General features: G+C 43.5%; 9 protein-coding genes. 6 read left to right on the forward strand and 3 right to left on the reverse strand.

Annotated elements, in window-relative coordinates:
* Position 1 precedes the first annotated feature (1 nt).
* The 3 genes from gmd to FGM00_RS01255 form a co-directional block, all read right to left on the reverse strand.
* A complete protein-coding gene (gmd, locus tag FGM00_RS01245) occupies positions 2 to 1,117 on the reverse strand; it encodes a GDP-mannose 4,6-dehydratase (RefSeq protein ID WP_138851164.1) in 1,116 nt (371 codons plus the stop codon).
* A gap of 243 nt (positions 1,118 to 1,360) precedes the next feature.
* The gene (locus tag FGM00_RS01250; protein ID WP_138851165.1) at positions 1,361 to 2,731 is read right to left on the reverse strand and encodes a sensor histidine kinase; all 1,371 of its coding nucleotides are present in this window, start codon (positions 2,729 to 2,731) and stop codon (positions 1,361 to 1,363) included.
* Between the two features lie 271 nt (positions 2,732 to 3,002).
* Complete coding sequence (locus FGM00_RS01255) at positions 3,003 to 4,370, reverse strand: sigma-54-dependent transcriptional regulator (RefSeq protein WP_138851166.1); 1,368 nt, start codon at positions 4,368 to 4,370, stop codon at positions 3,003 to 3,005.
* A 288-nt stretch (positions 4,371 to 4,658) separates the two neighbouring features.
* Between FGM00_RS01255 and FGM00_RS01260 the strand changes: the two genes are divergently transcribed.
* The 6 genes from FGM00_RS01260 (at position 4,659) to FGM00_RS01285 (ending at position 15,680) form a co-directional block, all read left to right on the forward strand.
* Positions 4,659 to 6,005: a TolC family protein gene (locus tag FGM00_RS01260; protein WP_138851167.1), complete on the forward strand. Its 1,347-nt coding sequence runs from the start codon at positions 4,659 to 4,661 to the stop codon at positions 6,003 to 6,005.
* 219 nt (positions 6,006 to 6,224) lie between these two features.
* Entirely contained in the window at positions 6,225 to 7,475 is a 1,251-nt protein-coding gene (locus tag FGM00_RS01265; protein ID WP_138851168.1) for an efflux RND transporter periplasmic adaptor subunit, read from the forward strand.
* Positions 7,476 to 7,600: 125 nt separating this feature from the next.
* Complete coding sequence (locus FGM00_RS01270) at positions 7,601 to 8,296, forward strand: ABC transporter ATP-binding protein (RefSeq protein ID WP_138851169.1); 696 nt, start codon at positions 7,601 to 7,603, stop codon at positions 8,294 to 8,296.
* Positions 8,297 to 8,392: 96 nt separating this feature from the next.
* Complete coding sequence (locus tag FGM00_RS01275) at positions 8,393 to 10,762, forward strand: ABC transporter permease (protein WP_138851170.1); 2,370 nt, start codon at positions 8,393 to 8,395, stop codon at positions 10,760 to 10,762.
* Between the two features lie 29 nt (positions 10,763 to 10,791).
* Entirely contained in the window at positions 10,792 to 13,224 is a 2,433-nt protein-coding gene (locus tag FGM00_RS01280) for an ABC transporter permease (RefSeq protein WP_138851171.1), read from the forward strand.
* Between the two features lie 62 nt (positions 13,225 to 13,286).
* Positions 13,287 to 15,680: an ABC transporter permease gene (locus FGM00_RS01285; protein ID WP_138851172.1), complete on the forward strand. Its 2,394-nt coding sequence runs from the start codon at positions 13,287 to 13,289 to the stop codon at positions 15,678 to 15,680.
* Positions 15,681 to 15,769 lie beyond the last annotated feature (89 nt).

Here is a 15,769-nt window from a genome sequence, read left to right on the forward strand (position 1 = left end):
GCTATTCAAAATAGTTCAGCGTGCGGTAGCCACCTTTTTGAAGGTATTGGTCTTTTTGCATCAATTTCAAGTCGCTTTGCATCATATCCTTAACCAAGTCTTTTAAGTTGTATTCGGGAATCCAGCCCAGCTTATTATTGGCCTTTGATGCGTCACCGATAAGCAATTCTACTTCCGTAGGCCTAAAGTATTTGGGGTCTACCGAGAGCACTTCCTTCCCTATTTCCAATTGGTATTCCGGATGGCTACATGATTTGATATAGGCATTTTCTTCAACGCCTTCACCTTTAAATTCCAATTCGATGCCCACTTCCGCAAAACTCATCCGAACGAACTCCCGAACGGGCGTTGTCTTTCCTGTGGCAATTACCCAATCTTCGGCCTCATCGGCCTGCAGTATCATCCACATCATACGCACATAATCCTTTGCATGGCCCCAGTCACGCTGCGCATCCAAATTACCGAGGTATAGTTTGTCTTGAAGGCCAAGTGCTATTCTTGAGGTAGCACGAGTAATTTTTCTTGTGACGAATGTCTCCCCTCGAATCGGCGATTCATGATTGAAAAGGATACCATTACAAGCATACATACCATAGGCTTCGCGATAGTTGACGGTTATCCAATACGCATACATCTTCGCAACGGCATACGGACTACGAGGATAAAAGGGAGTGGTTTCGCTCTGGGGTACTTCCTGTACTTTCCCGTATAGTTCCGAGGTGGAGGCCTGATATATCCTAGTTTTTTTGGTCAACCCCAATAGGCGAACGGCATCCAGGATACGTAATGTGCCCAAGCCATCAGCGTTTCCGGTGTATTCGGGAACCTCGAAAGATACTTGCACGTGGCTCATTGCCGCAAGGTTGTAGATTTCGTCTGGCTGTATTTCTTGAATCAAACGTATCAAGTTGGTGCTATCGGTCATATCACCATAATGTAAAACGAAGTTTCGGTCCTGAATGTGAGGATCTTGATAAATATGATCGATACGGTCGGTGTTGAAGAGGGATGAACGGCGTTTTAGTCCGTGAACCATATATCCTTTTTTCAGGAGAAACTCACTAAGGTAGGCCCCATCTTGTCCCGTTACCCCTGTTATCAACGCTACTTTTTTCATGCTTATGTAATTTGGTATTCTATTATATTAAACAAATAAGGGCAGTAGGTTTTAGTCTATCCTACAAGAACCAACTCCAAACCACGACCCTATTTTCATTTTTGGCAAAGATAAGATAGAATAGTCTATGATACGGACTCCTTCCGATTGAAAACGGGAATTCTAGATTAAAAGCCCATTTTGAAACTCATTTGGTATGATGCCCAGTTCTGTGGAAGTAGCTAAAAGTCGAAGAAGGCATTTTCAAAAAACCAAAATAAACGAGGTTTCTTGATATGGGACGGAATGCACTCGAATTGTGCCACCATGCAGATGCATAATCTGTTTGGACAAGCTCAGCCCGATCCCTGTTCCGGTGTTCTTCGTGGTAAAGAACGGCACGAAAATTTCATCGATTAGCTCTGGGGGAATACCGGGACCATTATCGGTGATCTGGATATACTTTTTTCCGTTGGTTTCAGATATACCAATCGTGATCGAAATGAAATATTCCCTTTCAGCGGGAAGCGTCATTTTATCCCCGTTCATCGATTGCTGTGCATTTTTGATGAGATTGATCAGAATTTGGGAAATCTGTTTTTCGTCAATATACAGTTCCAAGTCTGCCGGCTCCACCAATATTCGGAATTTAATGGCGTCATTCTGACCTTCTTGATCCATCAATACCAGCACCTTGTCCAAAAGTTTTTGGACCGATACCAATGCTTTGTCGGGCTTAGGGAGGCTTAAAAAACTACGATACGATTGTACGAATTCCATCAAATCCCCTCCCTGTTCCTTGATGACTTCCAATCCCTTGACCGTATTTTGAATGTGGTCTTCATTTAATTGTATTTGTGGAATCGTGTCCGTCGTCTTAAAATATTTGAGAATAGACTCCGAAATGGAGGTAATCGGGGTAATCGTATTCATAATTTCATGGGTGAGCACGCGAATAAGCTTTACCCAAGAATCGGTTTCCTTTTCGTCCAGTTCTTTATGAATGTCCTGAACAACGACTAATAATAACTCTTGGTCATCAATTTGAATAGAAGTGGATTTTAAGGCCAATTGCGTTTTCTCCCGTTCGTTTTCCAGTTGAAAGATGCGGCTTTCGAAAGGGGCTAACTCCTCAAAAAGTCGATACAATTTCTCATCAACTTGATTAAACTGTTTGATATGGTTTAAGGGACTATAATTTAAAAGGCGTTGCACTGTAGGATTGGCATACAGGATATGCCCTTTAGAATTTATGGTAAGAATACCGATATCTGCCTGTTTCAGAATCTCTTGGTAGTATTGCTCTTGGGCTTGTTTTTTTAAGTGGATGTCCTGAATCATCGCATTGAGCATGTTCAAGCTATGATTGAGCTCTTCCAACGATTTTACACTCAGTTTTTCAGGAAATCGAAGCGTGAAATCCTCATTTTTAATAGCATCGAAAAAATAGGCGATTTTACGGTTGGTGTGATTCACATAGCGTATTAGGGAGACGGTTAAACCAATTAGAAGCGCAAATGCCAAGCAGGAGAGAATGTATTGGTCTCGAAAAAAGAAAAATCCGGTGGCCAAGGCCGAAACCGAAAGCATCACGATGCGGAAAATAAGTTGTAAATATATGTATCTACTTACCATGGGTTACGATTCGATGTTCAAAGGTTAAAGGGGATTTATGAGTTTAGGTGTTTATGAGTTTATTTTTTTTCTACTTCCCGCTTCCAACTTCCAACTTCTACTTTTCACTGTTCAAGCATCAACTTCAAAGTCACAGGAGGGTTATGAGTTTAGATGTTTATGAGTTTATTTTGCTACTTCCCACTTCCCACTTACCACTTACCACTTCCCACTGCCAATTTCCAGCTCCCAACTTCCGACTTCCCACTGCCAACTCCCCACTTCCTAAAGCTCACTGTTTCCCCGCTTTCTTCATTTTATTGTACAACGTTTGTCGCGAAATGCCCAATTGCTCGGCTGCGGCGCTATAATTACCGTCGTTCTGATTAAGTGCATTGGTAATCATTAGCAACTCCATGTCCTCCAGTGTTTCCGGGCCAAGGTCAACCGAAATCGGCTTGCTTACATGCAATAAAAAGTCTTCTGGTTTTAGAACATTGCTTTCGGAAAGAATTACCGCCCTCTCAATAGTATGCAGCAATTCCCTGATATTCCCGGGCCAGGGGTAGGCCATCAGTTTTTCCTGTGCGGCCTGATTAATGCGTAAACCTTGTTTCCCGTATTTTGAGATAAACTTGTTCAGATAAAAATCAGCGAGTATTAAAATATCATTGCCTCTTTCCCGCAAAGGGGGAACCTCTACCCGAATGGTGTTGATGCGATACAACAGGTCTTCCCGAAAAAGTCCGTCGACCACCATCTTGTCCAAATTTTCATTGGTGGCACAAATCAACCGAATATCTACTGAAATGGGCTTGTTGGAACCTACTCGGACTATCGTTTTGTTCTGGATTGCCGATAACAGTTTTGCTTGGGTCTGTAAGGAAAGGTTTCCGATTTCATCCAAAAACAGCGTGCCTCCGTTCGCGGCCTCGAATTTACCCGCGCGATCTTCCTTGGCATCGGTAAAAGCACCTTTGGCATGCCCGAAAAGCTCGCTTTCGAAAAGACTTTCAGCAATAGAACCCATATCTACGGCGATAAAGACCTCGTTACTACGTGACGAAAGTTTATGTAGTTCCCGTGCTATTAGTTCTTTACCAGTTCCGTTCTCGCCCGTAACCAATACGTTTACATTTGTTTTGGCCACTTTTCCAACGAGATTCAATACCGTATTGAGCGCTTTTGAATTACCGATGATATAGTTTTTACTCTGATTGATGTGCTGTTTCAGATGACTCTCTTTCTGTCGCAGTTGGTGTACTTCCTTTTGCGATTTTCGCAGTTCATAAGCCGATCTTACCGTGGCCAGCAACTTGTCGTTATTCCATGGTTTTAGGATAAAGTCGGCTGCACCTTCCTTTAAGGCTTCCACCGCCAAATCTATTGCTCCGTAGGCGGTCATCATAATAACCGAAATGGCAGGGGCTTTTTTTCTAATTTCCCGTAGCCAGAACAATCCTTCATTGCCGGTATTCACGCCTGCCGAAAAGTTCATATCGAGCATTACGATATCGATTTGATGCAAATCTGGAAAGGAGGAAATTTGATTCGGATTCGAAATGGTAGTCACTGTATTGTACTCGAATTGCAACAAAATTTCAAGCGCGCTGAGCACGCTTTTATTATCGTCGATAACAAGAATTTTAGCATCTAACATACAAGGCAAATTAAAAAGAGTCGCTGCAATAAGCATCCTCGCGACCAAACGATCTATTGATGAGACTATACTATTCAATTACTGGCAACATTCTCCTCACAACGACTGCCCTAAACTACAATTTGAAATCAGTACTTTGCACAAAGTGTAAAAATATTTGACAATATCTGTACAACTATTTTACAGTCCGACTTTGCAATAAGAACCTTGGTTTTTGTAAATACCTAATAAACAAACACTTGAGTTATTGGCATAACAATAGTGTATAGTTTGGCATATTAAGATGATATGATTCAAAAAACCAACATACTACTTGTTTTTCTTTTGCTATTAGGCACGGGCCTTTGCGCTCAGGAACGGTGGACATTGGATGAATGCGTTGCCCATGCCCTAGAGCATAACCTACAGCTTAACGATTTTGAATATATTGAGGCGTCGGGTAGGGAAGACTACCGCCAATCGGTTCGTAACCTTCTACCTACCGTAAACGCTGGCTCCGATTACACCGTTAGTTCTGGTCGTGCGGAGGATCCCAATACTGGTACCTTTGTAGTGCAGGATTTTTTCTCGAACAATTATTCGGTACAATCCAATATCGATTTGTTTCAGGGATTGCAGAAAATCAATGCTATTAAAGCATCCAAATTCCTGTATCGGGCGACTCAGGAAGAAGTACTACAGCAAAAGTATCTTTTGGCCTTTCGTGTCATGCAGGCCTTCAACGACATTCAGTTTTTTGAAGGCTTGACCGCAATTGCGATAGAACAGGTATCCGTATCAAAGACAAATTACCAATTGGTAGAAAAGCAAATCGAGTTGGGGTTAATGGCAGGAGCTGATTTGTACGAGGCAAAATCGGCCTTATTGACCGACGAGCTGAATCTGACCCAAAGTGAAAACCAGTTGGCAGCAGCGAAATTGAGCTTGATTCAAGAAATGAATTTAGAGAATGAATCGAATATCGAGATTATTTCCGAAATCACGCCACGTGCCGAGGTCGAGGATATGCCTAGAATAACATCCGATTCTGTGTATTCCAAAGCACGCGAGTTTCTTCCTTTGATAAAAGCGCAGGAGTTAAGAGCAAAAGCAGCCAAAAAACAAGTGGGTGTGGCCAGAGGCCAATTATACCCTTCCTTATCGCTTTTTGCAGGTGTGGGCACGGGGTATTTTGAAACTTTTAGGGATAGTTTGGGAAGCACCTTGCCTTTTCGCCAACAGTTTAGGGACAATACCTCGCGATTTTTCGGATTGAGCCTCACCGTTCCCATTAGCAACGGGTGGTCGGCAAGGTCAAGGGTCAAACAGTCGAAAATCGAGAAACTTCGGCAGGAGAACAACCTCGACCTTCAGGAACAAGTGCTTTTTCAAACCATTCAACAATTGGTGCAGGAATACAAGGCGCTACAGGTAGAGCTAGGACAGAGCGCCCAGAATGTCGAGGCGCAGCGTCTGGCCTTCGCCGTTGCCCAAAAGCGGTATGAAAAGGGATTGATCAATGGAATTGAACTGTTTACGGCCAAAAATCTTTTTGCCAGTGCCCAAAATGAGAATTTACAGGTACGACTGCGTTCGGAAATCAATAAAAGTACTTTGGATTTTTATCGAGGAATAGAAGTGTTCAATATCAACTAAACGTGCAGCCCAGCGCTTAGTTGGGAACAGGGGATTTTAGTTAATTATTAAGAAGGAATAATGAATTAGGATGAATGAACAAAGTGAAATGAAAATAGGCCTTGGTGCACTACATTTTCGCTACGCACTACGCAGAGGAAATTTTAGAAATTTAAACAGATTTTCGTCCCTGCCGTCAGGCATGTTCGCCTAAATAAAAAATAAAAAGAATCGAGTAAAATGGATATAAAATTAGAAAAGAAAAAGGGATTACGACCTAAACATTATGGCTACATCGCGTTGGGGTTGCTGTTGCTATTCACGGCATATCAGCTCATCTTTGCCTCTTCGGTAGCCACCTTCCGTACGGAGAAGGATAAGCTATCGGTAGCCGAGGTAACCCAGGGGAAATTCGACGATTACATTACCATAAACGGGAATGTCGCCCCTATCGCTACCATTTATATGGATGCCTATGAAGGCGGTCGCGTAGAGGAAAAATTGATTGAAGAAGGCGCGATGGTCAAAAAAGGCGACATCATTCTTAAGCTCGAAAACATCAACCTCTACGAGCAGATTTTACAGAGTGAAAGTGGCTTAGCATTGAAACAGAATGATTTGCGGCAGACCAAATTGAATTTCGATTCCAGGCAGGTAGAGGGTAGAAGGTCACTGGCAACCGCAGGGACTGAACTTCAGAGACTAAAAAGAAATTTTGAACAGAATCAGGCGCTGTTCGAAGAAGAACTGATCTCAAGGGAAGCCTATCAGCTTTCGAAGGAAAACTATGAGCTATCGCAAAAACAATATGACATTGTAAAGGTACAGACCGAAAATGATAACGAATTGCGGGAAACCTCTCTACCGGTTTTGGAGGCTGATTTGAATCGTATGCAAAAAACCTTGGGAATGGTCTATCAACGTTTAGATCACCTAAATGTTCGGGCTCCTGCCGATGGCCAACTAGGCTTTTTAGATGCTGAAATCGGGCAAAATCTGACCCAAGGCCAAAGAATAGGTCAGATTAATGTACTCACCGATTACAAGATCGAAGCGACCATCGATGAACATTACATTGATCGTATCATACGCGATCTGACTGCGGTACTCGAACGAAACGGCAATGAATTTCCTCTACGTTTGCGCAAGGTGTACCCAGAGGTGCGTAACGGTAAATTCAAGGTAGACCTTGTCTTTACTGATAAAAAACCGGAAACCATACGGTCGGGCCAAAGCTACAACATCAAATTACAGCTGGGGGAATCGTCGGAGGCATTGCTCTTGCCCAAGGGAAGCTTCTTTCAGAGCACAGGCGGCCAATGGATTTTTGTCGTGGGTCCCGACGGTGACGAAGCTTTAAAACGAAACATCAGGATAGGAAAGCAGAATTCACGCTACTACGAGGTTTTAGAGGGTTTGCAGGCCGGTGAAAAGGTAATTACAAGCAATTATGACAGCTTTGGCGAAGCGGAGAAGATAGTATTGAAATGACATTGAACCCTGAGTATAATCGAAGGGTGATGTAGCATAAAAACAGAATGGAAATAGCACCTTACTGTAACATCGAACGCAATCCGGATGTCTTTAATGATAACAACTAAAATCAATCCATAGAAATGATACAAATCCAAAATTTAAAAAAGAGCTTCCGGACCGAGGAAGTCGAAACCTTGGCCTTGAACAACGTAAATCTAAAAGTAGAGGATGGTGAATTTACTGCCATCATGGGCCCTTCGGGTTGTGGGAAATCTACCTTATTGAACATCATCGGCATGCTTGACAACCCCACCGAGGGCAGCTACCAATTCGCAGGGAACGAGGTAGGGGGTCTCAAGGAACGGCAGCGTACGGAACTTCGCAAAGGAAATTTGGGCTTCGTTTTTCAAAGCTTCAACCTGATCGATGAACTAACCGTCTTCGAAAATGTTGAACTGCCGTTGATCTATCTTAAGGAAAGTAAAAGTAGCCGTAGGGAAAAGGTAATGAAAGTTCTGGAGCGCATGAAAATCGCTCACAGGGAAAAGCACTTTCCGCATCAATTATCGGGCGGACAACAACAGCGCGTTGCCATTGCTAGGGCCGTAGTGACCAATCCGAAGTTAATCCTGGCGGATGAGCCCACGGGAAATTTGGACTCTAAAAACGGCTTGGAAGTGATGAACCTCTTGACCGAATTGAACCAAGAAGGTACGACTATAGTCATGGTAACGCACTCGGACCATGATTCCCATTTTGCTCATCGCATCGTAAATCTATTTGACGGCCAAATCGTAACGGAAAGCCATAATCGGGCTATCGGGGCAAACGCGTAATAGCGGAGTTTATTCATCAAACTGCCCCGATTTTTAGCGGGGCAGTCATCAATCATCGGATGCTGGGTGAATGCCAGCACTGGAAAAACGAGAACCATGTTCAACAACTATCTGAAAATCGCTTGGCGAAACCTGACCAAAAACAAGGTTTATTTCGTAATCAATATCCTCGGACTTTCCATGGCCCTGACCGCATCTTTTCTGATGCTCCTCTGGGTTTATGACGAGTACACCATTGATAAGTTTCATGCCAACGACGAACGGTTGTTTCAAGTAAAACGCACCATACCTCTTGAAAATGGGGTGATAGACGTGTATGAAACCGTTCCCTATCAACTGCTGAAAACCGGGAAAGAACAACTGCCGGAGATTGAAAAGTACATTACCCTTGGCAGGAGTTTCGAAGACAACCTAAAGGTCGAAAACGTAGACTATAGGGCAGCAGGTACCTTTACCAATGCAGACTTTTTTGAAGGCTTTTCGTTTCCGATCATCTTGGGCGATATCACCCAACTAGACAAGAAACCGGAGGCATTAGCCATTTCAGAAACGCTGGCACGTAAAATATGGGGTGCCGAATGGAAGAAAAAAGCCATTGGCAGTCCTGTTGAGATCATGGATAATGGAAACTTCACAGTGGAGGCCATTTTTGAGGATTTCCCGAATAATTCATCCATTCAAAATGATTTCTATTATAGTTTCAATGGCTATTTGGCGAAGAACGATTGGATGCTGGAATGGGAAAATGGGGGAATGCAAGGTGCCTTTCTTTTGCAGGAGGCGGCCGATTCCGATCAAGTTGCGGACAAAATTCAACAGCTTTTTCAATCTAATATCGAAGGGGAACAGAAGGAAGGCAGTTTTTTACAGCAGTTTTCCGATAGCTACCTATATGGTAAATATGACGAAAGAGCGCAGGTTAGCGGGGGCCGCATTGAATACGTTAGGATATTCGCCATTGCCGCTATTTTTCTTTTGCTGATCTCATGTATTAATTTTATCAATCTATCAACAGCTTATGCCACTAAAAGGGCGACCGAAATCGGTGTTCGAAAAGTGAACGGAGCTAATAAAAAAACGCTCGTGCGTCAATTTTTGACTGAAACTGGAATCGTAACGTCCATATCCTTCGCTATTGCCTTCGTTTTGGTCTTGGTACTACTGCCCAGTGTTAATGAATTTGTAGGGAAAACTATGGAAATCGGCTTCTATCGACCAGGTATCTGGCTTACGATCCTAGCGGTTTTTTCGATAACCACTTTACTCTCAGGAATGTACCCGGCCTATGTAATCTCATCTTTTACCACGGTGGATGCCCTCAAAGGCAAAACACAGGAGAAAAAGAATACGATATCCTTCCGAAAGGGGCTGGTCGTATTGCAATTCGGACTCGCGGTTGTGATGATCGTGGCGGCCATCATCGTAAAATTACAGGTAGACTACATCAACCAAAAAGATCTTGGTATTGCAAAAGACCACATCGTTTCGATGCACCAAGATCAAAAGCTGACGGAAAAGTACGAGGTGCTGCGAAATGAATTGCTAAGCTCGAATACCATAGAAGACGTCACCCTGGCAGGACCTTTTCCCTTGGATATGGGGGCCTCTACCAGTGGGGTCAACTGGGCAGGTAAGACACTCGATGAGCAGAACATTGAATTCTCCCTTTTATGGACGGCCCATAACTTTCCGAAAACCTTCGATATTCCCCTGAGCAAGGGTAGGTACTATCCCGAAGGCAGTGCCGATACCTTGAATATCGTCGTCAACGAAAAGGCGGTCGAAACCATGGGGCTAACAGATCCCATAGGAAAAACAGTCGAGGTTTGGGGTAGCCAACGACAAATCATAGGGGTGCTGAAAGACTTTCACAACCGATCACTCTACGAAGCCATACAACCTTCCATTTTCTTTCTAGACCCCAATGACGCGGGCACCATGTTCGTAAAATTAAAAGCTTCGAAGACCGAGGAGGCCTTGGTGCACATTACTACGGCATTTGCAAAAGTATTGCCCGATGTCCCGCTTCACCTCGATTTTGTCGATGCGGAATATGCAGCGAAATACAAAAGTGAAACGCTAACTGGCTCCCTCACCTATTATTTTGCCTTTATCTCTATTCTTATTTCCTGTTTGGGGCTTTTCGGCCTGGCTACCTTCATGGCAAAACAGCGGACCAAGGAAATTGGAATTCGAAAAGTGTTGGGAGCAAGTGTGCAAAGCATTACGACTCTAATTTCATTGGATTTTTTAAAACTGGTAGGTCTGGCGATAGTCATCGCATCGCCTTTGGCATACTATCTAATGAATGAATGGCTGCAAGGTTTTGCCTATACCGTATCGATATCTTGGTGGGTGTTCGCCATAACAGCACTTTTAACAGTAGTCATCGCATTCATTACAATCGGCTTTCAATCGATCAAGGCGGCTATGGTCAACCCTGTGAAAAGTTTGCGCACAGAATAAAATAACATCATCATCAAAAAACGAGAATCATGTTCAAAAATCACTTAAAAATCGCTTGGAGAAGCCTAAAAAAGCAACCCTTTTTTACTTTGCTCAATACGTTCGGCCTTGCTATTGGTATGGCCGGAGCGCTCCTTATTTCGTTGTACATCTATGATGAGCTAAGCTTTGATAAGATGTTCGCCGATGCCGATCGCATTCATAGAATCGACGCAGATATCAAATTTGGTGGAGCTGAAATCAAGGCATCGGAGTCGGCGCCTCCTATGGCAGCTGCGATGCAACGTGATTTCTCTCAGGTGGAGGCTACGGTTAGACTTCGGGGTCGAGGGAGTATGTTACTTCGCAAAAGTGGTTCGACCGATAATTCCAAAGAGCTGCGAACGGCATTTGCCGACTCTACCTTCTTCGATTTTTTTGGGATCGATTTGCTCGTGGGCAATGCCAAGACCGCATTGACGCGACCGAGTACCTTGGTGCTGACGAAAACGGCCGCAGAGAAGCATTTTGGAGTACAAAATGCCTTGGGGCAGCAACTTTTGGTGAACAATACCGATACCTATACCGTTACCGGTGTCATTGAAGATCTGCCAAAGAATTCCTTTCTACGTGAACATTCCGTTTTTATGGCGATGGCGGGGAACGTCGCCTCACGGGAGGAGAATTGGGGCAGTAATAACTATTTTACCTTCATTAAACTGATTCCCAGTGCCGATGTCGCCGACTTGCAGGAACCGTTACAAGGTATGCTCGAACGCTATATGCTGCCTTGGGCCCAAAAGTATTTTCCGGGTATGACGGCCGAATCCTTCACCGCATCGGGCAATTATATCCGGTACCACACCATGGCATTGACCGACATTCATTTGCATTCGGACCGCCAGAGCGAGTTGAGTGCGAACAGTAGCATCCAAAATGTGTACATTCTTTCGTTTATCGGACTTTTTCTATTGGTCTTGGCCTGTGTCAACTTTATGAACCTTTCAACCGCACACTCATTAAAAAGGGCTAAGGAGGTAGGTGTTCGAAAGACCTTGGGCTCCAATACCTCCGATTTGGTGCGTCAGTTCCTGACCGAATCCGGGTTGATTTCCTTTATTTCGCTGTTACTGGCCGTTTTGTTTGCTGTAGTAGCACTTCCGTTTTTTAATGAGCTTTCGGGCAAGGCGGTCGACTTTCCGTATCTGAATCCATTTTTCTGGATGATATTGCTTGCTGCCACCGTAGTGCTGGGTCTTTTAGCGGGAAGTTATCCAGCTTTTTTCATGTCGCGCTTTATGCCTGTTAAAACACTTAAAGGGGGCGGTCAGGAAAGTGTTGGTGGAGGAAGAACCCGCAATGCATTGGTGATCTTTCAATTTGCCATTTCGGTATTTTTAATAGTAGCGACTTTAGTGGTCTTCCAACAATTGAAATTTATACAAGGTAAAGATCTTGGTTTCGCCAAAGATCAGGTGTTGCTCATCAATGATACCTACGCCGCTGGAAATCAAGTAGCAACCTTCAAAGAGGAGGTCCTCAAACTAAGTCAGGTCAAAAGTGCCACTTTGAGCGATTTTTTGCCGGTCCCGTCAACCCGTTCCAATAGTTCTTTTTTTGAGGAAGGGGCTATGGAGCAGGAAAATGCCATTCAAATGCAGACTTGGGGCGTTGATGGTGATTACCTACGGACATTGGACCTGAAGCTTGTGGCCGGACGTAATTTCAGTAAGAAGTTCAAAACCGATTCCACTGCAGTGATCATAAACGAGGCCACTTTGCCCGTACTCGGGGTGGGCCCACAGGAGGCCTTGGGTTTGCGGATAACGGAAGATGCCGATCTGGAAGAAAAGGTGTTCTATACGGTCATAGGCGTGGTCAAGGATTTTCACTACGAATCGCTACGAGAAGATATTGGCGCTCTTGGACTTTATTTGGAGGATTCCCCGGGAATACTCGCCACAAAGTTGAATTCAGGTGATTTTTCCAGTACCATAGCAAGTATCGAAAGTATTTGGAAAGAACTGGCGCCGGGACAACCTTTCAGTTATCGTTTTATGGATGAGGCCTTCAATACTACCTACGAAGCCGAACAGCGATTGGGAAAAATCTTTATGGTCTTTACGATACTCTCGATTTTGATTGCTTGTCTTGGCCTCTTTGGTCTGGCCACCTTCAATGCCCAAAAACGCACCAAAGAAATCGGAATACGAAAAGTGTTGGGTGCCAGTGTTGGGCAAATCACCTATCGTTTAACGACCGATTTCCTCAAAATGGTGGTTGTGGCGATACTCATTTCGCTACCCATCGGCTGGTTTGCCATGAACAAATGGTTAGCGGATTTTTCATATCGAATGGAAATGGGCTGGGGCGTGTTCGCCATTGCCGCGCTACTGGCGGTTGTGGTGGCCATCGTCACGGTAAGCTATCAAAGCATCAAGGCCGCCGTTGTAAATCCTGTCAAAAGTTTACGGTCGGAGTAACCTTCCATCTCGATAAGGAGTACCCCTAGGTATCGGCAGGTTCGGCATAAAAAATGAAACTCATGTATAAAAACTATTTAAAAATCGCGCTCCGAAGCATGGTACGCCATAGGTTGTTCACTGCTATAAATGTTTTCGGTCTTGCTATCAGCATGTCGGTTGGCCTGTTGATGATAGCTTTCATCTCCGACTTATGGTCTTACGACGATTTTCATGAAAATAAAGACCGGATGTACCGTGTTACTACAACGAACCAGGATGCCAATGGCTTTAGAATGAATCTTGCTTCTAGCTCGATAAAGGCGGCTTATGATATAAGGGAATCGGTACCGGGAATTGAAGACGTAACCGTAATTCGACGAGGGTTCGGGGGCGATGCGGAAATCGGTAATAACAAAATTCCTATGGATGCTTTATGGGCCGACAACTCATTTTTGAAGGTATTTACATTTCCGCTATCCCATGGTAATCCCGCTACTGCTTTACAAGAACCGTACTCAATGGTTTTGACCGAAAAGACGGCAGAGAAGCTCTTCGGAAAGGCAAATGCACTCGGGGAAACAATAAAATTTGATTCTCTTAATTATAAGGTTACTGGAATATTAAAAGACATTCCCAAGCTGTCACATCTTGACTTTGGGGCACTGGTCTCTTTTGCCACCGTAGTGCTGCAAAACCCTTCGCAGGATGGCGATTTCATGGGTTGGGGTACATTCTTCGATAATTATACCTATTTGCTTCTTCCTGAGAAACATAATCTTTCAATGGTGCAGGACGCCATCGATGAAGTAAGCAAGGCTGGGAACAATAGTCTTACAAACCAGCAAATACAGCTTTCGTTGCAGCCATTGACTGAAATTTCCATTGGTACTTCACAGGTTAATGAAATAGGGGCAAGTTTGGATTCGGTGGCTATTTGGATACTTGTGGCTCTTACCTTTATCGTGCTACTATCCGCGTGCTTTAACTATACGAATCTATCTATAGCCAGAGCTCTAAAGCGCTCGAAAGAGGTAGGTATCCGAAAAGTGGTAGGTGCGGGCAAAAGACAAGTAGTCGCTCAATTTATTATCGAATCGGTAGTCATATCGTTCGTTTCCTTAGGCTTCGCACTGCTGTTATTTGTATTTTTAAAAGAACAATTTAAAGGTCTGCACGATTTTATTGACCGTCTTGTAATCCTTGATTTGTCACTCGCTACCATGATGTATTTTGTAGGATTGACCATTTTTATCGGTATTGTGGCCGGGCTATTTCCCGCATTCTTCTTTTCTCGAATTAAAGCGCTCCAGGTTTTAAAAGGAATTACTTCATTGAAGTTGTTTCAACGGGTTAATTTGCGCAAATCCCTAATCGTAGTACAGTATGTATTCTCTTTAGTCTTCATTACAACTACGGTCATTGGCTATACACAATACAAAAGTTTTATCACGTACGACCTCGGATTTTCCACAGAAAATGTTCTGAATATTCGCTTGCAAGGTAACAAGGCCGATCTGGTAACCGATAAACTATTAGAACTACCTGCGGTAAAAGCTGTTTCAAAATCACGCATCGTAACCAGTCTTGGAAATATAAACGGCTCTCAATTAAGATATAAGGATCAAAATGACTCCATAAGCGTACAACAAAATGTCGTTGATGCCAACTATTTGCCCTTACACGGACATCTTTTTCTTGCTGGGAAAAATTTTAGACACAAAAGCAATGACGTAATTGAAAATGAGGTTATTATAAACGAAAAACTACTGAAAAGTTATCATATTGGAAATGGGGACGTCAATAAAGCTATTGGCGAAATCGTAACTATCGATGGAAAAAAACTGGCGATAATCGGGGTGCTAAAGGATTTTCACTACGAAGGCCCAGGACAGGCCATACAACCTTTGGTCATTAGATACTCAACAAATCCAGGGCAATATGTCAACGCTAAGATAAGCACGGCCGATTGGCCTGAAACGCTGGCCGGTATTGAAAAAGTATGGAAGGAATTGGACCACAATGTACACGAATTGGATGCCAAATTCTATGATGACCAAATCGTACAGGCGAATAGTGGGTTTTTAATGATTATCAAAGTCATCGGTTTCCTATCGTTCCTGGCCATTTGTATATCGTCATTAGGATTGTTCGGGATGGTTGTTTTTACGACCGAAACAAAACTTAGGGATATCAGTATTCGCAAAGTACTGGGTGCGGGCACAGGTAATTTAGTCTATCAATTGAGTAAGAACTTCGTGATTTTATTAGTGCTATCCGCCTGTATTGCGCTTCCCCTTACCTATTTGCTGTTCGACAAGGTAGTTTTGAGCAATTTTGCGTACCACAAAGCTATCGGCATACCTGAATTGTTGGCTGGCTTTTGTGGGGTTTTACTCATTTCATTTTTTATGATAGGTTCCCAAACTTTTAGGGCCGCACGTACCGACCCGGCTAAAATTCTGAGAACCGAATGAGGCTAGATTGATGCTCACTTTAAAGGTATTAATGGGCTATTGGATTAATAGAGGTAATTGTCCGCTTGAGTCCCGATAATGATTGGGAT

It is taken from the genome of Aggregatimonas sangjinii (assembly GCF_005943945.1).
Taxonomy (GTDB): Bacteria; Bacteroidota; Bacteroidia; order Flavobacteriales; family Flavobacteriaceae; genus Pelagihabitans; species Pelagihabitans sangjinii.